Annotated in this window: 20 protein-coding genes and 1 tRNA gene; 16 read left to right on the top strand and 5 right to left on the bottom strand. The window is 36.8% G+C overall.

Translation table 11 applies throughout. The annotated features are described in order from the left end of the window. Nucleotides 1-30 precede the first annotated feature (30 nt). The 5 genes from LDL79_RS07215 (at nucleotide 31) to LDL79_RS07195 (ending at nucleotide 7,223) form a co-directional block, all read left to right on the top strand. Nucleotides 31-1,875 (top strand): M1 family metallopeptidase, encoded by a 1,845-nt coding sequence (locus LDL79_RS07215; RefSeq protein ID WP_225599728.1) that lies wholly within the window; start codon nucleotides 31-33, stop codon nucleotides 1,873-1,875. A gap of 163 nt (nucleotides 1,876-2,038) precedes the next feature. Beyond that, complete coding sequence (locus LDL79_RS07210) at nucleotides 2,039-4,612, top strand: M1 family metallopeptidase (protein WP_167598422.1); 2,574 nt, start codon at nucleotides 2,039-2,041, stop codon at nucleotides 4,610-4,612. 6 nt (nucleotides 4,613-4,618) lie between these two features. Continuing rightward, nucleotides 4,619-5,014 (top strand): ribonuclease P protein component, encoded by a 396-nt coding sequence (gene rnpA, locus LDL79_RS07205; RefSeq protein ID WP_225599727.1) that lies wholly within the window; start codon nucleotides 4,619-4,621, stop codon nucleotides 5,012-5,014. Between the two features lie 54 nt (nucleotides 5,015-5,068). Beyond that, entirely contained in the window at nucleotides 5,069-6,694 is a 1,626-nt protein-coding gene (locus tag LDL79_RS07200) for a S41 family peptidase (protein ID WP_225599726.1), read from the top strand. 151 nt (nucleotides 6,695-6,845) lie between these two features. Then, nucleotides 6,846-7,223: a hypothetical protein gene (locus LDL79_RS07195; RefSeq protein WP_072980949.1), complete on the top strand. Its 378-nt coding sequence runs from the start codon at nucleotides 6,846-6,848 to the stop codon at nucleotides 7,221-7,223. Between the two features lie 85 nt (nucleotides 7,224-7,308). Here the strand turns inward: LDL79_RS07195 and LDL79_RS07190 are convergent, their stop codons facing one another. Then, a complete protein-coding gene (locus LDL79_RS07190) occupies nucleotides 7,309-7,749 on the bottom strand; it encodes a GNAT family N-acetyltransferase (protein ID WP_225599942.1) in 441 nt (146 codons plus the stop codon). 1,097 nt (nucleotides 7,750-8,846) lie between these two features. Here LDL79_RS07190 and rnr point away from each other — a divergent pair. From rnr to LDL79_RS07175, 3 genes are all read left to right on the top strand, one after another. Beyond that, on the top strand, nucleotides 8,847-11,051 hold the full coding sequence (gene rnr, locus LDL79_RS07185; RefSeq protein ID WP_225599725.1) for a ribonuclease R: 2,205 nt from the start codon (nucleotides 8,847-8,849) through the stop codon (nucleotides 11,049-11,051). Nucleotides 11,052-11,111: 60 nt separating this feature from the next. Then, nucleotides 11,112-11,783, top strand: coding sequence for a head GIN domain-containing protein (locus LDL79_RS07180; RefSeq protein WP_225599724.1), 672 nt, complete (start codon nucleotides 11,112-11,114; stop codon nucleotides 11,781-11,783). Between the two features lie 134 nt (nucleotides 11,784-11,917). Continuing rightward, complete coding sequence (locus LDL79_RS07175; RefSeq protein WP_072980941.1) at nucleotides 11,918-12,631, top strand: LysE family translocator; 714 nt, start codon at nucleotides 11,918-11,920, stop codon at nucleotides 12,629-12,631. Nucleotides 12,632-12,688: 57 nt separating this feature from the next. Here LDL79_RS07175 and LDL79_RS07170 read toward each other — a convergent pair. Together LDL79_RS07170 and folB are read right to left on the bottom strand one after the other, a co-directional pair. Next, nucleotides 12,689-12,759: transfer RNA gene (locus LDL79_RS07170), tRNA-Cys, on the bottom strand. Between the two features lie 51 nt (nucleotides 12,760-12,810). After that, nucleotides 12,811-13,167 (bottom strand): dihydroneopterin aldolase, encoded by a 357-nt coding sequence (gene folB, locus LDL79_RS07165; RefSeq protein WP_225599723.1) that lies wholly within the window; start codon nucleotides 13,165-13,167, stop codon nucleotides 12,811-12,813. A 206-nt stretch (nucleotides 13,168-13,373) separates the two neighbouring features. Here folB and LDL79_RS07160 point away from each other — a divergent pair, with 206 nt between their 5' ends. The 4 genes from LDL79_RS07160 to LDL79_RS07145 all read left to right on the top strand — a co-directional run bounded on the left by LDL79_RS07160 (nucleotide 13,374) and on the right by LDL79_RS07145 (nucleotide 16,575). After that, a complete protein-coding gene (locus tag LDL79_RS07160; RefSeq protein ID WP_225599722.1) occupies nucleotides 13,374-15,404 on the top strand; it encodes a glutamine--tRNA ligase/YqeY domain fusion protein in 2,031 nt (676 codons plus the stop codon). A 146-nt stretch (nucleotides 15,405-15,550) separates the two neighbouring features. Further along, nucleotides 15,551-15,925 carry a YtxH domain-containing protein gene (locus tag LDL79_RS07155; protein ID WP_072980935.1) on the top strand — a complete coding sequence of 125 codons (375 nt, stop codon included), beginning with the start codon at nucleotides 15,551-15,553 and terminating at the stop codon, nucleotides 15,923-15,925. A gap of 6 nt (nucleotides 15,926-15,931) precedes the next feature. Continuing rightward, on the top strand, nucleotides 15,932-16,330 hold the full coding sequence (locus LDL79_RS07150) for a hypothetical protein (protein WP_225599721.1): 399 nt from the start codon (nucleotides 15,932-15,934) through the stop codon (nucleotides 16,328-16,330). Nucleotides 16,331-16,332: 2 nt separating this feature from the next. After that, nucleotides 16,333-16,575 carry a DUF6327 family protein gene (locus tag LDL79_RS07145; protein WP_225599720.1) on the top strand — a complete coding sequence of 81 codons (243 nt, stop codon included), beginning with the start codon at nucleotides 16,333-16,335 and terminating at the stop codon, nucleotides 16,573-16,575. 101 nt (nucleotides 16,576-16,676) lie between these two features. On the opposite strand, the gene LDL79_RS07140 is transcribed toward LDL79_RS07145, so the two are convergent. Further along, nucleotides 16,677-17,684, bottom strand: a complete 1,008-nt coding sequence (locus LDL79_RS07140; RefSeq protein ID WP_167598415.1) for an SPFH domain-containing protein — start codon at nucleotides 17,682-17,684, stop codon at nucleotides 16,677-16,679. A gap of 90 nt (nucleotides 17,685-17,774) precedes the next feature. On the opposite strand from LDL79_RS07140, the gene LDL79_RS07135 reads away from it, so the two are divergent. Both LDL79_RS07135 and LDL79_RS07130 read left to right on the top strand, forming a co-directional pair. Further along, nucleotides 17,775-17,951: a hypothetical protein gene (locus tag LDL79_RS07135; protein WP_225599719.1), complete on the top strand. Its 177-nt coding sequence runs from the start codon at nucleotides 17,775-17,777 to the stop codon at nucleotides 17,949-17,951. 48 nt (nucleotides 17,952-17,999) lie between these two features. Continuing rightward, nucleotides 18,000-18,440: a hypothetical protein gene (locus LDL79_RS07130; protein ID WP_225599718.1), complete on the top strand. Its 441-nt coding sequence runs from the start codon at nucleotides 18,000-18,002 to the stop codon at nucleotides 18,438-18,440. Here the strand turns inward: LDL79_RS07130 and gltX are convergent. Then, nucleotides 18,435-19,949 carry a glutamate--tRNA ligase gene (gene gltX / locus LDL79_RS07125; RefSeq protein ID WP_225599717.1) on the bottom strand — a complete coding sequence of 505 codons (1,515 nt, stop codon included), beginning with the start codon at nucleotides 19,947-19,949 and terminating at the stop codon, nucleotides 18,435-18,437. The two genes, LDL79_RS07130 and gltX, sit on opposite strands and share 6 nt — an antisense overlap. Before the next feature lie 181 nt (nucleotides 19,950-20,130). Between gltX and LDL79_RS07120 the strand changes: the two genes are divergently transcribed. Both LDL79_RS07120 and ybeY read left to right on the top strand, forming a co-directional pair. Further along, nucleotides 20,131-23,496 (top strand): hypothetical protein, encoded by a 3,366-nt coding sequence (locus tag LDL79_RS07120; RefSeq protein ID WP_225599716.1) that lies wholly within the window; start codon nucleotides 20,131-20,133, stop codon nucleotides 23,494-23,496. After that, nucleotides 23,489-23,902, top strand: a complete 414-nt coding sequence (ybeY, locus tag LDL79_RS07115; protein ID WP_225599715.1) for an rRNA maturation RNase YbeY — start codon at nucleotides 23,489-23,491, stop codon at nucleotides 23,900-23,902. Before LDL79_RS07120 ends, ybeY begins: the two co-directional genes overlap by 8 nt. Nucleotides 23,903-23,944: the final 42 nt, after the last annotated feature.

The raw sequence follows: 23,944 nt of genomic DNA, 5'->3' as shown, positions 1-23,944 counted from the left end.
TCGTTTATTGCGTAAAAACTAAACTAAAATATGAACTTAAAAACTCTAGTAGGTCTTTCAATCTTAGGCTTTTTTAGCTTTGCACAAGCACAAAACAATACTTCATACTGGCAACAACATGTTGATTATACCATGGAGGTTGATATGAATGTTGAAGATTACAATTACACCGGTAAACAAGAATTGGTGTACACTAATAATTCGCCTGATACTCTAGATCAGGTTTTTTATCATCTTTATTTTAATGCTTTTCAACCGGGAAGCGAGATGGATGTACGTTCTTTAACCATTCAAGATCCTGATCGTCGCGTGGTAGATCGCATTTCAAAATTAGAACCGGACGAGATCGGCTTCTTAAAAGTGAGTACATTGACTCAAGATGGAACCGCACTAACGTACAACGTAGCTGGGACTGTACTTGAAGTAAGTCTTGCAAAGCCTATCGCTCCGGGCGAAAGCACCACCTTCAACATGGATTTTAACGGTCAAGTACCTGTACAGATCAGAAGAAGCGGTCGCAATAATGCCGAAGGAGTAGCACTATCTATGACACAGTGGTATCCTAAATTAGCTGAATACGATTTTCAGGGTTGGCACGCAGATCCGTACATCGCACGTGAATTTCATGGCGTTTGGGGAGACTTTGATGTGAAAATCAGCATCGATGCAGACTATACCATTGGTGGTACCGGATATCTACAAAATCCTGAGATAGGCCACGGATACGGAGCACCTGATCAAAAGCCTGTAAAGCCAACAAAAGGAAAATACACTTGGCATTTTGTGGCGCCTAACGTACACGATTTTACTTGGGCAGCTGATCCTGATTACATTCACGATAAAATCACAGCAGAAGACGGTACGATCTTGCATTTCTTTTACAAAAACAACAAGGAAATCATTGAAAACTGGAAAAATCTTCAGCCTAAAACAGCAGAGCTTTTAGCCTTTTATAACAAGCACGTAGGCCAATATCCTTACGATCAGTACTCAGTGATTCAAGGTGGTGATGGTGGTATGGAGTATGCAATGTGTACTTTAATTACCGGTGAACGCAGTTTTGGAAGTTTAGTAGGAGTAACCGCACACGAATTTGCTCACAGTTGGTTTCAGTTTTTAATGGCAACCAATGAGCAAAAATACGAGTGGATGGATGAAGGTTTTACCACCTATATCTCTACCGAAGCAGAAAATGTGGTAATGGGAGAGAAGAAAGAAAATCCGCAAGCGGGTAATTATTCTTCTTACTTCAGATTGGCAACCAGCGGTATAGAACAACCGCAAACCACTTATGCAGACCGTTATGCACTAAATGCTGCATATGGTGCTTCGGCGTATTCTAAAGGTGCTGTGTTTTTAGCACAATTAGGTTATGTCATTGGTCAGGAGAATTTAGCAAAAACCCTAACAAAATATTTTGATGAATGGCATTTTAAACATCCTACGCCTAACGACTTTAAACGTGTTGCAGAAAAAGTAAGCGGTATGCAGCTTGACTGGTATCTGGTAGACTGGACCGAAACTACCAACACCATTGATTACGCGATTAAAAACGTTGAAGAAGTTGATGGAAAAACTCAAGTTACTTTAGAGCGTAAAGGCTTAATGCCAATGCCGGTAGATTTCTATATCAACACAACAGATGATGCTACAGAAGCCTATTACATTCCGTTACGTATGATGCGCGCAAGCAAGGCAAATCCGTTTCCTACTATGCCACGCACGCAGTTAGAAGACTGGCCGTGGGCATACCCAACGTATACCTTTACGATAGACAAACCGCTTTCTGAAATTAAAGCGATGACTATAGACGCACAACAGCTAATGGCTGACATAGACAGAAGCAATAACAGCTGGTCTAAAGATACTGAATAAGTCTTGAAGCCTAATTCCTTAGGATCATATATCCTTTGGTGATATCAAAAAAAGAAGTAATTAAAGCCGTTTTCACCTTTTGAAAACGGCTTTTTTTATGGGCATAGGCATGCATTGCAGCGTTTTCCCGATATTTAACCTTTCAAATATCAAGCACCCTTTAATGACCACACGCGTATTTGTCTCCATTTTGGTACTGAGTCTTTTCTCTTGTAAACCTTCATCCGAAGATTATAATTTACTCAGTACAGGAATTTCAAGAGAATTAGCCGATTTTAGAAAGCAACAGCTCAGCGATATTGTTTATGATCTAGAGTTCTCTATCCCTGAAAAATTAGAAGATTCGATACCCGCCTCTCTAGATCTTACGCTTACCATTCACGATAGTTCTCAACCGCTTTATCTTGATTTTAATGTGGAAAAAGGTCACGTAAGTAAAGTCATAGCCAATACCGAAGTCATTGAGATTATTCACGAGCAGGAGCATGTGATCATTTCTTCAGAATATTTAAAAGAAGGTAAAAATCATATTGAAATAGCATTTACTGCCGGAGAGCAATCTCTTAACAGAAACGAAGACTTTTTATACACGCTCTTGGTTCCTGATAGGGCAAGTACCTTATTTCCTTGCTTTGATCAACCTAATTTAAAGGCAACTTATAATTTAAGCATCACCGCACCCCAAGATTGGGAAGTTCTGGCCGGAGCACCGGAGCAAGAGCAATCAAAAAATGGAAATTTCATCACGCATACCTTTGCCACCTCAGACTTGATGAGTACCTATTTATTCTCTTTTGTGGCCGGAAAATTTAAAACCGCAACAAAAGATCTTTCAGGGTTTGATATGAAGTTACTTTATCGCGAGACAGACAGTGCAAAAGTGCAATCCAGTCTTGATCCAATTTTTGAATTGCATAAAGGCGCGGTAGATTATTTAGAGGACTATACTGCATATTCTTTTCCGTTTCAGAAGCTTGATTTTGCTGCGATTCCCATTTTTCAATATGGCGGAATGGAGCACGTGGGCGCTATTCAATACCGGGAATCTACTTTATTTTTAGATCAGACCGCAACCGAAAGTCAGTTGTTAAGCAGAGCCAAACTCATCGCGCATGAAACCTCGCATATGTGGTTTGGCGATTTGGTCACGATGAACTGGTTTAATGATGTTTGGATGAAAGAAGTGTTTGCCAATTTCATGGCAGATAAGATCGTTAATCCGGCATTTCCTGAGGTAAATCACGACTTGTTATTTGTATTGAGTCATTACCCCGGCGCTTATGGTGAAGACCGCACAAAAGGTGCTAACCCCATACGTCAAGAGCTTGATAATTTAAAAAATGCCGGTTCTCTTTACGGCGGAATCATCTATCACAAAGCGCCTATCATGATGCGTCAGCTTGAGCTTGCTACGGGTAAAAAAGCTTTTAAAGAAGGTATTCAACAATACATAAAGACCTATGCTAATGATAATGCTGTGTGGGATGATCTGGTTTCTATTTTAGATACTAAAACAAATTTAGACCTCAAAAAATGGAGTGAAGTCTGGGTTAATCAAAGCAGTCGCCCTGTGTTTTCTGAAGAAATTACCTATGATGCTCAGAATACTATTGAAAAATTTCAACTTATTCAAAGTGCTGAAGACGGAAGTGCTAAAATTTGGCCGCAAACCTTTAAAATTGGGCTTGTATATGCCGACTCTACCCACATACTCACAGCTGCTTTTAAAGAAAAACGCTTACTTCTAGAAGGTGCTCAAGGTTTGCCAAAACCTCAACAAATTATCTACAATTACGACGGAATGGGTTATGGTATTTTTCCGCAGAAAGATGATTTGCTTCAAAGTCTTCCGCAGGTTCAAGATGAGGTGGCCAGAGGATACAGCTATATCAATGTTCATGAGAATTTATTAAATGCAGGTCTTAATCCCATTTCAGTATTTGAACTGTATAAAAAAGGCTTGGTAAACGAAAAAAACGCATTGATCTTAAACCGAATCAGCAGTCAGATGCAAAATTTATACTGGACCTACCTCACCGATATACAACGCGAATCGCATCAGAAAGAGTTAGAAGATCTGGTGTATAACCAGTTGCAGCAAGCGCTTCCGGCGAATATTAAAAAAACACTTTTTGGGCTTTTTGAGTCTATTGCCTATTCACCTTCAGGTAAAGACCGCTTATATGCAATATGGAATAGGGAAACACAGATAAATAACCTTAAACTCAACGAAGACGATTATACCGGCATCGCTATGCAACTTGCATTATTTGGGCACGAGCATACTGATGCCATTCTCAAAGAAGCATCAGCCGCCATTACCAATCCTGATAAAAAACGCCGATTTGAGTTTTTACAACCCGCACTATCTTCAGACGAAGCTACCCGCGCTAGCTTTGTAAACAGTTTGCGTGATGCTAAAAACAGAGAGAAAGAATCTTGGGTACTTTCAGCATTAAATTATATAAACCATCCATTGAGACAAGAAAGTGGTTTAAAACACCTTAAAACCTCTTTAAAATTACTCGAAGAAATACAACTGACAGGAGATATTTTCTTTCCAAAGAATTGGTTAAATGCTACCATTGGGCGTTATTCTTCAGCAGAAGCATATACCATTAGAGAAAATTATTTAAAAGCACATCCTGACCTCAACAAGGTGCTTAAAAACAAATTATTACAAGCCACTGATGATCTCGAACGTGTGCACGTGATGCAAGCTTCTTTAGAAAATTAAAAAGTTATGGATCAAACTTTCCCTAAAAAGGAGCATTTAAAGCGTAAAAAACTACTGGATAAATTGTTTACCGAAGGTCAAAAGGTAAACAGTTATCCGTTGTTATTATTTTACGTCCCAACCGCTTTGCCAGAAGAACAAGTACAAATACAAGCTGGCGTTTCTGTAGCAAAACGCAATCATAAAGAAGCGGTAACACGCAACAGGTTAAAGCGCTTAATGCGCGAAGTTTATCGAAAAAACAAAACGCAGTTTCAAACAAATGACAAGACTTTTGCGTTTATGTTTATCTATACCGGCAAAGAAATAGCTTCTTATACCGAATTAGAAAAAGCGATGTTGAAGCTTATTGCAAAGTTTAATGCTAAAACAGCCACAACAGATCAAGAGGCCGGTTTTTAAATTTCTTTGCTTTCTTAGTATCTTTCTAAAAGCAATACCTAAAAAATAATTTCTATGAAAAAGCGCATACTCATCTCAGTAACAGCGGTCCTCATTTTATTTACAACCGTAAGTTTTAAAAGTGACTTTTTTGAAATCGCCAAGCAGATAGAAATCTTTACCACTTTGTTCAAAGAGCTCAATATGAATTATGTAGATGAGGTAAATCCGGCGGAGCTTATGGATAGCGCTATTGAAGGAATGCTGGCAGATCTGGATCCTTATACTAAATACTGGACAGAACAAGAGGTTGAAGATGCGCGTATAAGTAACAGTGGAGAATATACGGGTATTGGCGCTTCGGTATTAACGCGTAATAAAACCATCACAATTTTAGAAGCTTATAAAGATTATCCTGCTGATAAAGCCGGTTTGCAAGCGGGAGATGAGTTGATCAAAATAGGAGATATCAACATCGCAGACTTTGAAGAAGATGCCGGTGATCTGTTACAAGGTGCTCCGGGAACGAGTATTCCTATAACGTACAAACGTCAAGGTAAACTTCAAACCACCAGTCTGACCAGAGAAGAAATTGACATCAATGCGGTGCCGTATTACACGCTTATTGATGGAAAAATAGGGTATGTAGTGCTTTCAAAATTCAATAAAAAAGCTTCGTCAGAGACTGCAGCAGCCATTAAAGATTTAAAAGAGCAAGGAGCAACTTCACTTATTTTAGACTTGAGAGGTAATCCCGGCGGACTTTTAACCGAAGCTATAAATGTGAGTAATTTATTTCTTCCGAAGGGTAAATTGATCACCAACACAAAATCGGTTATTGAGAAATACAATCAGGAATACTATACGCCAAAAGAGCCGTTGGATACGGAAATCCCGGTAGCAGTTTTGATCAACGGTCGCAGTGCATCGGCGAGCGAGATCGTATCAGGCTCATTACAAGATTATGATAGAGCAGTGGTGGTGGGTGCACGTAGTTTTGGTAAAGGTTTGGTGCAGCGGCCTAAAGAGCTTACTTACGGCACGCAATTGAAGATCACCATCTCTAGATATTACACCCCAAGTGGTAGATGTATTCAAGCTTTAGATTATTGGAATCGGGATGATAACGGTAATGCAATACGCACAAATGCCGAAGATTACAACGAATTCAAAACAAGCACCGGTCGCAAGGTCTATGACGGCGGCGGAATTTTGCCCGATATTCAAATTGAATCAGCAGGAATGAGCGCGATCACCGAAGCACTACTACGCGATCAAGCGATCTTTGATTTTGCTACTGATTATTTTTATAAACATAAATATAACGACATCTCTGATTTTAAATTCACCAATGCAGATTATACGGCATTTAAAACGTACTTAGACAAGCAAGGTTTTGAGTATCAAACCCAAACTGAAAAAGATCTTGAAGAAGTTTACCTAGACGCATCTAAAGATAATTTACAGGATGATATCAGCAGTGAGTACGCTAACTTGATGCGTACCATTGATGTTGCTAAAAAGGAGCAATTGAATAGAAAAGAACGTGAGATTTCTAAATTGATTATTGACGAACTTGTAAAGCGGTATTTTTATCGCGAAGGTTTATATAAATATCAACTTTCACACAATGAGGAAATTGAAGAGGCTAAAAAAGTACTCCAAGATCCACAGCGCTATGCAAAAATTCTTAACCGATAGATTTTCAGGGTTATACTTAATTAACCAAAAGTCTTTAATATACTATTATTTTACTACAAAATACTACATTTAAGAAATGGTTTAACATTAATAACCAGTTCTTTAACTTTAAATTAGTAGTAATTTAATCGCTATCTCTTATGTTATATGTATGATAACTATAGATAAGGATACCGATAAGAACACAGAAATTTTAGGAACAGCGATAAGCTATTTAGAAGACCGAGGATATGAAAATATCAAAGCCGATACAGACGGTTTTGAGTCTCCTAAATCGTATATCAGACGCGGAAGCGAAGTATCAATCACACCAGATATTGTAGCGGAACGCGATGGCGAAAAGCACATTTTTGAACTAAGTTTAAAATCTAAAAAACCTAGACTACTGAAGTCAAAATGGTTATTTTTAGATACTTTGAGTTCGATGAAGAATTTTAAGTTTAAAATCTTTACCACTAGAGGTCATTATAAATTTACTGATGATACCTTGAATAGTATCAATCTTGATATGACTCCGGTGAAGATTTAAACATCCAGTTATAAACATATTAAAAGCCGCATATTGCGGCTTTTTTTTATTGGCGGCGCCAAAAGGTATCATATCTCTTAGTCGTTTACTTTTTTATCATACGTATATGCGGAATATCATCTTCTAGATAACCTTCTCCAATTTCTTTAAATCCAAGGTCGTTGTAAAACTTCTTTAAATAGGTCTGTGCAGACAATTCTATTGTGCTCAGATCTAAGGTATCTTCAATAAAGGCAATAGAAGCTTTCATAATATCTTTTCCAAAACCGTATTGTCTCGCATTTTCTTTTACAACCACGCGACCTATGCTAGCGTTATCAAAATAATATCCGGGTTTAAAAACCCGTGTATAGGCTACCAGTTGCTCCTTATGATAACCTAGAATGTGCATGGCCTTTTGATCTTTACCGTCAACATCTTGATATGGGCAATTTTGTTCTACAACAAATACTTCAGCGCGCAATTGGAGTACTTCATATAAACTGTTTAAGGTAAGCTCATTAAACGCTTTAATTTCAATAGTCATCATTGGGGTTCTAAGTTTTAGTTTTGTTGCAATATCTAATTTTTAGAGAGAACTTCTTTATCTAGCTTCATATCTTCGAATCCTTTGATGGAAACTTTCTGACTCGCTTTATAGATGTGATTAAAGCTCCAAAACAAACCCAAAAAGCAGACTGTTATTAGCGGTTGTGCATTAAAAAATAGTAAGCTGTCTGATTAATAATAGGATGCATTTTAGAAAACACGTGATAGTGCTCGTTTTCAATAAGTTAACATTTAGTTAACATGACTGTTTATAAGTTGTCGTCAAAAAAGTAAAATGAAAATTGCTTTAATGAGAAAAAATTACAAAGCAAATCTTAGGTAATATCATGCAAGAAAATCTTGTAGAATTTTCTTTTCAAATTATGAGCATAAAAAGAGTTCATTTTTAATAAGTGTTGATAACGTTTTATTCAAAAAACACATTTAATTCAGGTTATCAACAATTGTTAACAGCGTTTACTAAAAGCTTATAAATCAAGTAAAAATTATATTTAAAAGTATGGAATAAAGCGTTAATATCTACCCATAACTAAAAAACCAAATTTTAAGATCCCCAAGTTATACCGCTATTAACAGACTATAATAACCATCAGTTTTAATTTAAATTTTTTTAAAAAAAAATGATATATATGTATACTGTTGAAAACTGTTTTTGAAGACTATTTTGAATTGGGAAACTTAGCTGACTCTACTTGAAATGTATTTATAATAAAAAAGGAACCCTGTTTAGAGTTCCTTTAGTACTTTTAAAAGTGATTGATTGTATTAAAAAATTGAATTGACGTAGGATAAAACAGCTACGAATCCCAGGATGAATATTCCTATAAAGAGCAGTGCTATTCTATAGCGTTTCAATTTAAACGTTTTCATAAAGAAAAGTTTTGATTAATGAATAGAACAAAATTAAGGTTTTTTTAACAAAAACAATTGTTTTGAAATTAAATCTTGGTCATGTTACTGTTAAATATGTATTTATTTGATAATGAAATACTAAGATTAACCAAAAGTTCACCTAAACAAGACTTATGTTAATACGATTAACGCTAATTTTGCACTAATTAATAAAAGCATTTAATGCCAAATAAAAAGAGAAGAAGAAGATCAAATATTCAAATCGGTGATCTCACTCAAAAGATTTTAAAAATTTTAAAAAGAGAACCCGGTAAATTATTCAATCATAAACAAATTGCGGCTAAACTTCAAGTGGATGACCCCAACAGCCGTAACGAGATCGTAAAAAAGCTCTCACAACTTACCGCAAAAAAACATATCGAAGAGAAAGAGCGTGGCAAATACAGCTTTAACGCGACCTCTCATTATCATACAGGAACACTAGATGCTACTTCTCGTGGAGATGGTTATGTTGTTGTAGAAGGAATGGAACAGGATATTTATATTCCTAACAACAACATGAACAAGGCTTTGCACGGTGATACGGTTAAAGTATATGTTTACAAACAACGCCGAAGCAAAAAGCACGAAGGGGAGATTGTAGAAATTTTAGAACGCAAAACAGACGAATTCGTAGGTGTAGTGCAGATGCAAAAGAACTTTGCTTTTATAAATACTTCCGCAGAAGGCAAGATGCGTACCGATATTTTTGTTCCGAAGAATAAATTGAATGGAGCGCAGGATGGTGAAAAAGTGCTCGTAATGATTGAAGACTGGCCGGAGAAAGCAGATTCGCCTTTTGGAAAAGTGATTAAAATACTGGGCTTACCAGGAGAACATAATACAGAGATTCATTCAATTTTAGCGCAATATGGCTTGCCCCATGATTTCCCTGAAGAGGTTGAAGCCTATGCCAATAATATTGATACAAGCATAAAAGAAGAGGAAATCGCCAAGCGTCGCGATATGCGGGATGTGCTCACATTTACTATTGATCCTAAAGATGCAAAGGATTTTGATGATGCGTTGAGTTTTCAGGTTTTAGAAAATGGAAACTATGAGGTAGGAATTCACATTGCAGATGTTTCGCATTATGTTGTACCGGGAACTATATTGGATGACGAGGCGCATGAACGTGCGACTTCGGTTTATTTGGTAGATCGTGTGGTGCCCATGTTACCTGAGATTTTATCTAATAACGCTTGTTCGTTACGACCTAATGAAGAAAAGTATACTTTTTCTGCAGTTTTTGAATTAGACAAATCTTCGGGTAAAGTTAAAAAGCAATGGTTTGGGCGTACAGTAACCTATAGTGATGCACGTTTTGCGTATGAAGAAGCGCAACAAATTATAGAAACGAGAGAAGGATTAATTCCTGAGGACATTTCGCTTACCGGAAAGTCATATAACGTAGATCCTGCTATTGTAAATGCTACTTTAGAACTAGACAGAATCGCAAAAATTATGCGTAGGCAACGTATGAAAGATGGTGCGATTTCTTTTGATAAAGTGGAAGTAAAATTTGAACTCGATCAAGAAAATGATCCGGTTGGAGTTTTCTTTAAAACTTCAAAAGATGCTAATAAGCTAATTGAAGAGTTTATGCTTTTAGCCAATAGAAAAGTGGCTGAGTTCATAGGAAAGCAATCCCCAAAGAAAACATTTGTTTATCGTATTCACGACGAACCAAACGATGAGAAGCTTTCAGCTTTGCAAACCATCGCAGGTCGTTTTGGCTATAAAATGAATCTTAAAGATAGAAAAAGTACCACCGCTTCTTTAAATAACCTTCTTACTGATGTTGTTGGTAAAAAAGAACAAAACCTGATAGACACGCTTGCTATTCGTACGATGAGCAAAGCGGTATATAGTACAGACAATATTGGGCACTACGGGTTGGCTTTTGAATATTATACGCATTTTACTTCACCCATACGTAGATATCCTGATGTAATGGTACATCGCCTTTTACAGCACTATTTAGATCAAGGTAAATCTGCTTCAGAAGAAGAATATGAATCTAAATGTAAACACAGTAGCGATATGGAATATCTGGCTACCAGTGCAGAGCGTGATTCTATCAAGTATATGCAGGTGAAGTTTATGCAAGATCACAAAGATGAAACCTTTTTAGGTGTGATTTCCGGAGTTACCGAATGGGGTATTTATGTAGAGATCATAGACAATAAATGTGAGGGGATGATTCGTTTAAGAGACATTAAAGGCGATCATTTTGATTTTGATCAGGAGAAATACGCTATTGTAGGTCGTAAAACCGGAGCCACGATCACGCTTGGTGACGAGGTTTATGTAAAAGTGAAAGAAGCAGATCTTGTTAAAAAGCACCTTGATTTTACTTTGGTTGATGTTAAAGAGGCAATTCAATAAGATAGCTACTGTAACAAATCAAAAACCGATTGGTCTTTTAAATACGAAAAATCAATTCTTATGAAAAAACTAATCATGGCAGTACTATTTGTGGCTGCAGGTGCAACGTATGCACAAGACGATACCAAAGACGTTGGCGATTTTACCGAAGTAAAAGTTTTTGATCGCATGCGTGTCAACCTTATTAAAGATTCTGAAAACAAAGTTTATTTAAAAGGTAAAGACACTGATTATATAGAACTTGTTAATAAAGACGGCGTTTTAAAAATACGTATGGATCTGGATAAGATTTTTGATGGTAACGAGACTTTTGTTGAAGTTCATTATAACAACCTTAGAGTTATTGACGGTAACGAAGGCGCAGAAATTGTGGTAAACGAATTGCTTGAACAACCTAAAATTGAAATTAGAGTACAAGAAGGCGCTCAAGTGACTGCTGGTTTAAAGGTAGAAAATGCCGAAATGCGTGCTGTAACCGGTGGAATTATTACCGCAAGCGGAAGCGCTGTAAATCAAAATGTAGAAGTAAATACGGGTGGAGTTTTTGAAGGAAAATCTCTAGAAACTACAGATACCACGATACGCATTCAGGCTGGGGGAGAAGCAGATATTTTTGCCCGAAGAACTGCCGAAGTTAAGATCAGAGCTGGTGGCGACGTAGACGTTTACGGAAATCCTACAGAGCTCATCAAAGACAAATTTATTGGGGGTCGCGTACGTGTGATGAAGTAGTTTAGTTCAATTTGGTTACTTTTGTAATCTAATCGTCGGTTAATAACCGGGGGTAGAATCTTAATAAAATACTTCATAGTGCTATTTCTAGAAGATCTAGCTTGCTAAGAAGTAAAAAGACTTCCTACTTCTAAATGCTACAAGACATTTCAACAGCAATACCACTGGGTTTTCTACTTGCCTTTCTTGTAGGACCTGTGTTTTTTGTACTATTAGAAACAGCTGCTCTAAAGGGTTTTAGAGCAGCTGTTCTATTTGATATAGGTGTCGTTACTGCAGATACCTTATTTATTTTTATAGCCTACTTTAGTACTAATCAGCTACTTGATAAACTTAAAGACGATCCTGCACTTTATATTTTTGGTGGGATGTTACTCGCAGTTTATGGGATTATGTCATTCTTAAGAGTTAAAAAGAACAAACTTGATGATGATGAACACCCTACTGTTGTAATGAGTAAACGCAACTATTTTGGGCTTTTTGTAAAAGGTTTTTTACTCAACTTTATCAACATTGGAGTACTAGGGTTTTGGTTGGTAATTCTTATTTCAGCCGGGCCACAGTTAGATATGAATTCAGAGCGATTAACGGTATTCTTTGGTACCATTTTGCTCACTTATCTAATCATCGATATTATTAAAATTCTACTTGCTAAAAAATTACGCAGCAAACTAACGCCAACACGTATTGCTATAATTAAGCAAATAATCAGTGTGTTGATGTTCTTATTTGGTTTGTTATTGATCTCAAAAGGTTTATTTCCTTCAAAAATTCATCAGATTGAAAAACGTATTGAGGAAATTGCGCCAGAGAATGAGTTTATCGAAGGAGATACGATTCCGTTTTAGAATTCTTTGAAAAATCAAGTCATAAAAAAAGACTCTTCAATTGAAGAGTCTTTGTTGAGGTGTCGAGCGGATTCGAACCGCTGTAGATGGTGTTGCAGACCACTGCCTAGCCACTCGGCCACGACACCCTTTTTAATTAGGACTGCAAATTTAAGGTTTTTCTTTAGATATAAAAGCTATTAACGTTTTTTAGTCATTGTAACGCCTACCGAAGCAACATCACCACCAATCGGCGGATTGATTTTACGCACAGTAACTTTAGCTTTGGTAATTGTTGAAATCTCTGATAAAGAACGATTTAAAATACGATCACATACGTGCTCTAAGAGCTTAGAACGCTGCGCCATTTCTTCTTTAATAATTTTATTGAGATGTACATAATCTACGGTATCGCTCAAGTTATCAGATTGAGCCGGTATGGATAGATCTGTATTTATTTTTAAATCTACGAGATAATCAGAGCCTATCTGACCTTCTTCTACCAGACAGCCGTGGTATGCATATACTTTTACGCGATTGAGTTTTATAACGCCCATTACAACTTCATTTTATAGGGTAAAGATATTATTTATAAAGCAGAGCAGGAACTTGATTATCGAGGTTTAAATAGAGTGTTAATCACGTTTCAGCACACGTATTTTTAGTATTTTTGGCAACTTATAGGGTATATTATTTAAACAATAGTGTACTGCAGTTTAAGCTCGATAGACGAGTAATTCTATTTTTCAGCATTTATTAAGCTATGGCAGAAGATTATGTAGCTCTCAATTTTTTAGAGCAAATCGTAGAAGAAGATATTACTAACGGATTTCCTAAAGATGATTTACGCTTTAGATTTCCACCGGAACCTAATGGTTATTTACACATTGGGCATTGCAAGGCTATTTGCATCAGTTTTGGACTGGGGGAGAAGTACAATGCTCCGGTAAACTTGAGATTTGATGATACTAATCCTTCTAAGGAAGAGCAGGAATATGTAGATGCGATTCAGGAAGATATTAAATGGTTAGGCTTCAAGTGGGATAAAGTTTGTTATTCTTCAGACTATTTTCAGCAGTTGTACGATTGGGCGATTCAGCTTATAAAAGAAGGTAAAGCGTATATAGATTCACAGTCTAGTGAAGCCATGGCTGAGCAAAAGGGAACCCCTACAGAACCCGGAACTAACAGTCCGTACCGGGAGCGTTCCGTAGAAGAAAATTTAGAGCTGTTTGAGAAAATGGCAAAAGGTGAATTTGCCGAAGGTGTACACGTTCTACGCGCCAAAATAGATATGCAATCGCCTAATATGTTATTACGTGATCCTATTATGTATCGCGTTATTAACAAAGCGCACCACCGTACAGGAAATACCTGGAATATTTATCCAATGTATGACTGGGCACACGGAGAGAGCGATTATGTAGAGCAAGTTTCACATAGTTTGTGTTCGCTTGAATTTAAGCCGCACAGACCGCTTTATGAGTGGTTTGTGGATAATGTGTATACAAACGGTATTAAACCCAAACAACGCGAATTTGCGCGCTTAAACCTAAGCTATACGATTATGAGTAAGCGTAAGTTGCTTAAGCTCGTACAAGAAGGTATTGTAAGCGGTTGGGATGATCCTAGAATGCCTACCATTTCGGGGATCAGAAGACGTGGGTATACGCCGGCTGCGATACGTAATTTTATAGATGCAGTAGGAGTTGCTAAGCGTGATAATGTGATTGATGTTTCGCTTTTAGAATTCAATGTACGTGAAGATCTTAATAAAACAGCGCCACGTGTTATGGCCGTTTTAGATCCGGTAAAATTGGTCATCACCAATTATCCTGAAGATCAAGAAGAATGGTTAGAAGCCGAAAATAACCAGGAAGATGAAAGTGCAGGATTTAGAAAAGTGCCTTTTTCCAAAGAATTATACATCGAGAAGGATGATTTTAAAGAAAACGCAAACAGCAAATACTTCAGACTTACTTTAGGTAAGGAAGTGCGTTTAAAGAATGCGTATATCATCAAAGGAGAATCTGTGGTTAAGGATGCTAACGGAAACATTACCGAAATTCACTGTACGTACGATGCCGATTCTCGAAGTGGAAGCGGTACCGAAGCAAGTCTGCGGAAAGTAAAAGGAACCTTGCATTGGGTTTCAATTAAGCACGCTATAAAAGCTGAAGTGCGTTTATATGATCGTCTGTTCAATCACGAGTCTCCAGATGGTGACAAAGAGGTTGATTTTATGGAGCATCTCAATCCTAATTCTTTAGAAACCATTACCGGATATTTAGAGCCAAGTCTTAGCGAGGTAGAGCCGATGGATATTTTTCAGTTTCAACGTCTGGGCTACTTTAATGTTGATAAAGACAGTACCCCAAAACATTTAGTCTTTAATAAAACTGTGGGATTACGCGATACTTGGGCAAAAGTTGAATCAAAATCAACTAAACAAGAGCAGCCTAAAGCGGCACCAAAAAAGCAAATTCCACAAATCCCTGCGTTAAACGAAATCAAAAAAGTAGGGAAGAAGCTAGCACAAATTCCGGATGAGAAACGGGTAAAGGCGATTGCGAGAATTCGCGAACTAGCTAAAGATGTGGATTATGAAGAACTTAAAGAGTTGTTTAATACTTCAGCTAAGAAGATAGGTACACGTCTAGCGGTTTTAGAAAGCTTGATTGTTTTAATTCAGTTGAATAAAGTTGACCAAAAGAATGAAGAAGTGGCAGCTTATCTTGAAGAAATGAGAACTTCAGGAAATGAACTCTTAGAAAATTCGGTTAACAACCTATAATATTATCTAAGCATAGTTATAGAAAAAGGGCCCTCGTGGCCCTTTTTTAGCATACCTTTAAGGTTAATAGTCAATTTATTAACCGGTTATTAACGGAGATTAGATTTTAACATTATTACTTTTGAGCATAACAAAAAACAATCACCATGTCAAAAACAAGTAATACCATTTTAGCATTAGTAACGGGAGCAGCAATTGGAGCAGGACTTGGCTTATTATATGCACCGGAAAGCGGCGATAAAACAAGAAAGAAAATTTCTAAAAACGCAAAAGAAGCTAAAAAGAAACTAGAAAAGCAGATTCAGGAAACTTCAGATCATTTATCTGCATCTGCAAAAGAGGCTAAAAAATCTTTTGACGCTAAGCTTGAAGATACTTTAAAGACTGCGAGCTCAAAAGCAGATAACATTTTAGTTTCTATGGAAAAGAAACTTGAAGAATTAAGAAAGAAAAATGCTAAAGCGACTACAGAAGTAGTTGAGGAAGTAAAAGATATTGATGTACCAACTGCAAAAGCATAAGGGTGCATGTCTATATTTAATCTTTCAGAACATATTAGTAAAGTATCAGACGATGCTAAAAAGTATCTAAACAGTAGTCTAGAGTACTACAAATTAGATAGTTTTAAAAAGATGATGGATGGTGCTGTATCCTTAGTAAATCTAATGGTTAGCGGCAGCATCTTTTTGATTTTTATACTTTTTATCTCGGTTGGAGTTGCTATAGTAATTGGAGAATCACTGGGTAGTTTGAGCTATGGTTATTTTATCGTAGCAGGTATTTATCTTGCGATTTATGTGCTGTATAAATTATTTGGTAAACCATTTATTACTGAAATTGTACTCAGAAAATATTCTAAAGTATTTTTCAATGAATCTTCTCAAGAAGATGTGTTAGATGAAGAATTTAAACACTTACAAGAGTAGCTATGAAAGTATATAAATCATTTGATCAGATAGAACAAGATCTTAGAATATTAAAGTTGCAACAGCAGATTGATGAAGAGCAACTTAAATTAAGTATTAATGATACTAAAGCAGCATTTTCTCCGGTAAGTTTAGTTGCGGGATCAGTAGGAGCGATCGTTCAAAAAACCATCGTTCTTAAAGCTGTGAACAAGATTTTAGGTATTAAAAAAGTCAAGGTTAAAAATATAGACGACGACAAATAAAGTGTTATAGAAAAAGAAAAATAAAAAAAACCGGAGTTTGTGCTCCGGTTTTTTTATTGTCCGTATCAAGGTTTAGAACACCTTAAATTTGCTTTTTAAATCTACAAAGTAGAAAGATCGTCGTCTGCATCAAAGTCATCATCATAACCTGATTCTGGTTTTGGCTTGTCTTTTTTCTTAGGTGTTTTTAAACCCAATTGTTCGTTGCGTTTTTTCATCTCTTCACCTATTTGGTTTGAAGCCACAAAACTTGCGATCATATTATTCAGCATATCGCTACCCGCTTGTGGAGAATTAGGTAATAGAATTAAATTACTATTAGTTTCTTCACCTATAGATTGTAAGGTGTCGTAATGCTGCGTAACCACGATTAGGGCAGAGGCTTCTTGTGAATTAATTCCCACATTGTTTAAAACCTCTACAGACTCCTCTAGACCGCGTGCAATCTCTCTACGCTGGTCTGCTATACCTTGACCCTGTAAACGCTTACTTTCGGCCTCTGCGCGCGCCTTAGCAACGATTTTAATACGTTCTGCTTCGGCTTCGTACTCTGCAGCTACTTTTTCACGTTCAGAAGCGTTAATACGGTTCATTGCAATTTTTACCTGCTGATCAGGATCAATATCGGTAACGAGAGTTTTAATGATATCATAACCATAATCGGTCATCGATTGATTCAATTCGCTTTTAACAGCAATTGCAATATCATCTTTACGCTCAAAGACATCATCCAGTTTCATCTTAGGAACTTCAGAACGTACTACATCAAAAACATAAGAAGTGATCTGGTTTTGCGGATCTTCTAATTTGTAAAATGCGTCATACACATTAGATTTCACCACCTGAAACTGTACCGAAATCTTTAAACGAACAAAAACATCATCTTTGGTTTTGGTTTCGACGATTACATCTAACTGCTGAATACGCAAGTTCACACGACCGGCAACCTTATCAATTAATGGAATTTTAATTTGAATCCCTGAATTTCTAACACTGGTAAATTTACCGAAGCGCTCAATAATTGCGGCAGTCTGTTGCTTTACAATAAATACTGCTGAGATTAGGATAATGATGCCAAAAAACAGCAAAATCGGAAGGAAGTAAGTCATATTTTAAGTTTTAATTATTTGAAAAGTAAACGGGTACTGACTATTAAAAATACAATACATTTGTCGCCCATTTTAAAAATTCGTAACACTTTGAAGCATTTTTTATTATTCCTATTGATATTAACAACGTTTGCAGCAAATGCACAGCGTAATTCTAAATATGCTTCAAACCGTATTGGCGTACAAGGGCAATACGCGCTTTTGGATCTCAACACCTCAAACTTTCATACCAATCAAGAAGCTGGATTTTTAGCCGGATTATCTTAACGTTCTGCATTTTATAACAATTTCGATTTGATCTTTGGTGTAGATTTTATGCAAACTTCACTAAGTATAAATGCTAATGGTGCCGCTTCTGAAGTTGAAAAAGTAAAGTATACGTGGAGTGGGGCGCAGGTAAAAATGTTATTGAGTTACCTGATTGCAGGGGATCATTTTAGCGTAGAATTTGGACCCATTTTTCAGTTTAATGGTAAAATGGAGTTAGATGAAGAGAATCAACGTGCGCTGATACTAGATGGTTACACCAGCTTACAAGCAGAAGATATTCAAGAGTGGTCGCGTGTGAATGGTTTAGTAACCTTGGGATTGAGCGCCGGATTTACACATGTACGATTTACCGCAAATTATCAATACGGGTTTACCAATGCGCTGAAGAGATTAAATGATGAAAGACTGGAATTAAAAGATCCTGCAGCAACAAATTTTAAAGGAAATCTGGGACTTATTACTGCAGGAATCATGTTGTATTTATAAGGTTTCTATCGCAAATCGAATGCGCTCTAAAGTCTTTGCTTTACCAATTGTTGAAGCAATATCAAAAACATCTGGGCCAGACATAGAACCTACAAGACTGAGGCGTAAAGGTTGCATCACTTTACCAAATCCTAAACTTTCATTTTGAATCCAGCCTTTTACATTAGCTGAAAGATTTTCGGCAGAAAAATCTTCGGTTTCTGAAATGATTTTTGAAAGGTTGATCATGATCTCACCGGTATCATCTTTCCAGGCTTTTTTAGCTGCTTTTTCGTCGTAAGAAGTTGGTCTTTCAAAAAAGAAAATTCCTTGATCAAATAAATCAGAAACAAAAACCGCACGCTCTTTTACTAAATGAATGATCTGCTTTACATAAGCATCATCGTAATCCAAGTGTTTTTCTTTCAAAATATCTTGTAGACCAGAAACTAGGGAAGCATCAGAAGCTAGTTGCAAGTGCTGTTGTTGAAACCATTTTGTTTTTTCAGGATCAAATTTAGCACCAGATTTATGCACACGAGTCAATTCAAAATCTTGTACCAATTCGTCAAGCGTATAAATTTCCTTTTCAGTACCAGGATTCCATCCTAAAAAGGCAAGCATATTGATAACCGCTTCCGGTAAATAACCGTCTTCGCGATATCCCGAAGCGATGTCGCCAGACTTAGGATCTTTCCATTCTAATGGAAAAACGGGGAAGCCCATTTTATCGCCATCGCGTTTACTTAATTTACCTTTTCCTACAGGTTTCATAATCAGCGGTAAATGTGCAAATTGGGGTGCGTCCCAGCCAAATGCACGGTAAAGCATCACGTGTAACGCTAACGATGGAAGCCACTCTTCTCCTCGAATAACGTGCGTGATTTCCATAAGATGATCATCAACAATATTAGCCAAATGATAGGTGGGCATACCATCTGCCTTGAATAAAACCTTATCATCAAGCAAACTCGTATCTACTTCAACAGCGCCGCGAATGATGTCATCAAGTTCAAGAATTTCGCTTTGCGGCGATTTAAATCGAATTACATAATCCTCACCTGCATCAATGCGTTTTTGGGTTTCTTCTGCAGAAAGATTTAATGAATTATCTAACTTCTCGCGATTGTGCCAGTTGTAAATAAAGGTTTTACCTTGTTCTTCATGAGATTTACGATGTGCATCTAAAGCTTCGGCAGTATCAAAAGCATAGTAAGCATCGCCCGAAGCAATTAATTTTTCGGCAAAAGCAAAATATTTATCCTTGCGTTCACTTTGACGATAAGGACCAAAACCACCTTCTTTGCCCGGGCCTTCATCATAAGGTATTCCACACCAGTTTAGCGCTTCAACAATATAATCTTCGGCACCTTCAACGTATCTATTTTGATCAGTATCTTCAATTCTAAGTACAAAGGTTCCGCCGTGTTTTTTAGCAAATAAATAATTATAAAGTGCCGTTCTTACACCGCCTATGTGCAAAGGTCCGGTAGGGCTTGGTGCAAAACGCACGCGTACATTTTGATGCATAGTAAAATTTTAGGCTGCAAAGGTACTCAATATGAGAATGTGACACACATTACATTTTTGGGAATTCAATAGCTGTTTTTAGTCAAAATCATTTTAGGCTTGTATGTTAAGCCTGTAGCAGCTATAATATATTGTTGTAGTTTTAGTTATTGAAATAACACTGGTTTAAATCAAGGTACGTTTGCAAGAATTAGAAGCTAAATTAGAGCGTTTTATTCGTAAATATTATAAGGATGAACTCCTTAGAGGACTCTTATTTTTTGTTGCGATCGGTCTGGCTTATGTCCTTTTAGTTTTAGTGATCGAATATTTTTTCTGGTTGAGTACGTGGGGCAGGGCATTTCTATTTTGGTCATTTGTGGGCCTCGCCGGTTTGTTGCTGTTTAGATTTGTGTTGATTCCTATAGCACGGCTGTTTAAGCTTTCAAAAGGTATAGATTATACTCAAGCTTCTAGATTGATCGGAAATCATTTCCCCGAAGTTCAGGACAAATTGTTAAATACGCTACAACTACAAACAAGTGCGAGCAATTCTGATTTGGTTCAAGCCAGTATTCTGCAAAAATCCAAAGAATTAGAACCTATCCCGTTTTCACTTGCTATCGATTACAAGAAAAATCTGAAATACTTAAAATATGCGTTGATTACAGTTTGCATCTTTTTAGGAATTAGCCTGAGTAAGGGAACTACGTTTTTTAAAGAAAGTGCAACTCGGGTGATGGATTATAAACGGGTTTATGCGCCGCCTGCACCTTTTTCTTTTGAATTACAAAATGAAAACACTTCTATCGTTGAGGGTCAAACCTTAGAAATTCGTGCAAAAGTGAACGGGCAAGAATTACCTGAGGAAGTTGAGGTTTCGCTAAATGGAGTTTCTTATTTTATGAAAAATAGGGGAGGAGGCAATTTCAGTTATACTGTAGAACAGCCTAATGAAGATCTAAATGTATATTTTGAAGGAAATGGTTTTGTTTCTGATCAGTATCAATTTGAATTAATCAATACGCCTAGAATTTCAGAATTTAAAATCGAATTGAACTATCCTAAGTATCTTAATCGTACTGATGAGATTATAGAGAATACCGGAAATATTACCATTCCTGAAGGCACGCAGGTGCGTTGGCTTTTAGCTACAGAGCAAACAAATTTAGTAGAGTGGATAAGCGATACCGTTTTTCAATTTGAAAAGGATGATCAACAATTCAGTTTTTCAGAACGGTTCTTTAATCCAACTGCTTATAGTATCGCTACAAGTAATGCTAATCTCAAACGCTATGAACGACTCAATTATGAGTTGACTGTCATTAAGGATGCTTATCCTGAAATGAATCTCGAGGTACGAAAAGACAGTCTAGATGATGCTGAAACATATTTTCAAGGAAATCTGGCTGATGATTATGGCTTATTTGATCTTAAATTGATTTATTATTCTGAAAATCAAATAGATAATAGTAAAAAAGTAAGTATTCCTGTGAATTCTTCTACCGTAGATCAATTTTATTATGCATTTCCTGGAAATTTAGATTTATCAGCTGGCGTAAGCTACTCTTACTATTTTGAAGTGCGTGATAATGATGTGTTACATGGGCATAAATCAACGCGTTCTGAAACATTTTCGTTTCAATCTTTGACGACAGCAGAGACTGTTGATAAACAGCTTGAGATCCAAGAAAACTCGTTGCAAGGTTTGGATAGATCTGTAAAGCAAATGCAAGAACAGGAACGCGATTTAAAAGAACTTCAAAATCTTCAGAAGGAAAAGAATGTACTTGATTTTAATGACAAACGTAGAATTCAATCCTTTCTTGAACGTCAGAAAGCGCAAGAACAAATGATGCAGAATTATTCTGAAAAATTAAAAAAGAGTATTAATGCATTAGATGAACTTTCGGAATCTAAATCGGAAAAGAATGAATTGCTCAAAAAGCGTTTAGAAAAGAATGAGGAGCAACTTAAAGAACAGGAAAAATTAGTTGAAGAATTAAATAAACTCCAAGATTTAATGGATGATGAAGAGCTTAAGGAAAAGCTTGACCAATTATCTAAAAAATCAAAGAATTCCAGCAGATCTATGCAACAATTGCTAGAACTTACAAAGCGCTTTTTTGTACAAACAAAGGGGGAGCGTATTGGTAGAGCGCTTGATAAATTAGGCCAGGATCAAGAGGAAGAGAGTAAGAAGCATAATCCGGAATTGAACAGGCAAAAGGAACTTTCAGAATCTTTTGAAAATTTGAAAGAAGAGCTTAAAAATTTAAAGGATGAAAATAAGCAGTTACATAAACCTATAGATATACCAGAAGATTCAAAGGCTGAAGAAGAAATCAGTCAGGAACAAAAATCGGCAGAAGAAAATTTACAGAAACAAGAAGATTCAAAAGCGCAAGAAAATGCTAAATCTAATCAGCAGAAAGCTGGTAAGAAGATGCAGCAAATGGGTCAAAAGATGATGCAGCAAATGTCAAGCGGTGGTGGTGGAGATGTCGAACAGTTGCAAGAAGATGTTGAAATGCTCAGACAGATTTTAGATAATTTGGTGATTTTTTCTTTTGATCAAGAAGCGCTAAAAGAGAAATTTTCAACTATAGACAATGGGAACCCATCGTTCTCAAAATATCTTGTTAGGCAGAATGAATTACGCGACAATTTTGAGCACATAGACGATAGTTTATTTGTTTTGTCCTTACGGAATCCTATGTTGCAAGAAGATATTAATGAGCAGTTAACCGAAATCACCTATAATTTAGATCAGAGTCTAGAGCGTTTAGCTGACAATGATATTGTCAAAGGTGTAGCGAGTGAGCAATACGTTTTCGCCGGCGCCAATACCTTAGCGGATATGCTCTCGGATATTTTAGATAATATGCAAGCGCAATTATCTTTTGCAATGGGATCAGGGAGTTCTGGTATGCCCATGCCTATTCCAAGTGGTGGACAGGGTAGTGGTAAACAGTTATCTGATATTATTATGTCTCAAAAGGAATTGCAGGAGCAATTGGGAGAAGGAAAGAAGGATGGTAAAACTGGTCAAGACGGTGAGAATGGCAAAGAAGGAAATTCTGGAAGTCAAGGTGATTCTGGCAAGCCACCTGGAGAAGGTGACGGAAATGGAGATAGTGGAGAAGGAACTTCGGAAAGCGAATTGGCCAGACAATATGAGATTTATAAGCAACAAGAAGCGATCAGAAATCAGTTGGAAAATTTGTTGCAAGGTTCAGGATCCACTGAAGAGACTGAGCGTTTATTAAGAAGCATTGAAGCAGTAGAAAATGATCTTTTGAATGGGAATGCTGAGACAGCGCGGAGAAGAATGAATAACGTTATTCAGCAGTTTTTAAAGCTTGAAGAAGCCGAACAAGAAAAGGATAAGAATACCCAGCGTGAAGCAAATGCTAATCGTAAGGAATTTAATAATAACACGTCAAACAGCATTCCTGACGCGAAGCGTTATTTCAATGCAAAGGAGATTTTGAATCGGGATAAACTTCCGCTGCAGGAACAGTATAAGATTAAAGTTAAACAATATTTTCACAAGCAGGATGATTGAATTTAGTAGCCAAAATGATTTTAATTTAGAAGACGAAGAGCGTGTTGAGCATTGGCTAAAAGCTGCTGCTGTGAAGGAATCTTTTGGCATAGAAAGTTTGGGTTATGTCTTTTGCTCTGACGAATTTCTGTTGGAAATCAATAAACAATTTCTAGATCACGATACACTTACAGATATTGTGACTTTTGATTATACAGAAGGGAAGATTCTCAATGGGGAAATTTATATAAGTACAGATCGCGTTGCCGATAATGCCAAGGATTTTAATGTTGACTTTGATGTAGAATTAAGGCGTGTCATCATACATGGTTTATTGCATATGTGCGGCTACGGTGATAAGGCTGAAGATGAGAAAGAATTGATGCGCGCTAAGGAGGATGAGTATCTTGTCTTATGGAATGCATAAGCTATGGTTAGCCGTTTAATTTTGAGTACCTTTGCGCCCGTT

It is taken from the genome of Leeuwenhoekiella palythoae, assembly GCF_020310025.1.
GTDB classification, from domain to species: Bacteria; Bacteroidota; Bacteroidia; order Flavobacteriales; family Flavobacteriaceae; genus Leeuwenhoekiella; species Leeuwenhoekiella palythoae.
Note: the sequence above shows the minus strand (reverse complement) of the source record. Positions and strands in the feature narration are given on the sequence as shown.

Excerpts from the sequence above, each read along its gene's own strand:
- LDL79_RS07215 (WP_225599728.1), top strand. The coding sequence starts at position 31 with ATGAACTTAAAAACTCTAGTAGGTCTTTCAATCTTAGGCTTTTTTAGC.
- LDL79_RS07210 (WP_167598422.1), top strand. The coding sequence starts at position 2,039 with ATGACCACACGCGTATTTGTCTCCATTTTGGTACTGAGTCTTTTCTCT.
- rnpA (WP_225599727.1), top strand. The coding sequence starts at position 4,619 with ATGGATCAAACTTTCCCTAAAAAGGAGCATTTAAAGCGTAAAAAACTA.
- LDL79_RS07200 (WP_225599726.1), top strand. The coding sequence starts at position 5,069 with ATGAAAAAGCGCATACTCATCTCAGTAACAGCGGTCCTCATTTTATTT.
- LDL79_RS07195 (WP_072980949.1), top strand. The coding sequence starts at position 6,846 with ATGATAACTATAGATAAGGATACCGATAAGAACACAGAAATTTTAGGA.
- LDL79_RS07190 (WP_225599942.1), bottom strand. The coding sequence starts at position 7,749 with ATGACTATTGAAATTAAAGCGTTTAATGAGCTTACCTTAAACAGTTTA.
- rnr (WP_225599725.1), top strand. The coding sequence starts at position 8,847 with ATGCCAAATAAAAAGAGAAGAAGAAGATCAAATATTCAAATCGGTGAT.
- LDL79_RS07180 (WP_225599724.1), top strand. The coding sequence starts at position 11,112 with ATGAAAAAACTAATCATGGCAGTACTATTTGTGGCTGCAGGTGCAACG.
- LDL79_RS07175 (WP_072980941.1), top strand. The coding sequence starts at position 11,918 with ATGCTACAAGACATTTCAACAGCAATACCACTGGGTTTTCTACTTGCC.
- folB (WP_225599723.1), bottom strand. The coding sequence starts at position 13,167 with ATGGGCGTTATAAAACTCAATCGCGTAAAAGTATATGCATACCACGGC.
- LDL79_RS07160 (WP_225599722.1), top strand. The coding sequence starts at position 13,374 with ATGGCAGAAGATTATGTAGCTCTCAATTTTTTAGAGCAAATCGTAGAA.
- LDL79_RS07155 (WP_072980935.1), top strand. The coding sequence starts at position 15,551 with ATGTCAAAAACAAGTAATACCATTTTAGCATTAGTAACGGGAGCAGCA.
- LDL79_RS07150 (WP_225599721.1), top strand. The coding sequence starts at position 15,932 with ATGTCTATATTTAATCTTTCAGAACATATTAGTAAAGTATCAGACGAT.
- LDL79_RS07145 (WP_225599720.1), top strand. The coding sequence starts at position 16,333 with ATGAAAGTATATAAATCATTTGATCAGATAGAACAAGATCTTAGAATA.
- LDL79_RS07140 (WP_167598415.1), bottom strand. The coding sequence starts at position 17,684 with ATGACTTACTTCCTTCCGATTTTGCTGTTTTTTGGCATCATTATCCTA.
- LDL79_RS07130 (WP_225599718.1), top strand. The coding sequence starts at position 18,000 with ATGCAAACTTCACTAAGTATAAATGCTAATGGTGCCGCTTCTGAAGTT.
- gltX (WP_225599717.1), bottom strand. The coding sequence starts at position 19,949 with ATGCATCAAAATGTACGCGTGCGTTTTGCACCAAGCCCTACCGGACCT.
- ybeY (WP_225599715.1), top strand. The coding sequence starts at position 23,489 with ATGATTGAATTTAGTAGCCAAAATGATTTTAATTTAGAAGACGAAGAG.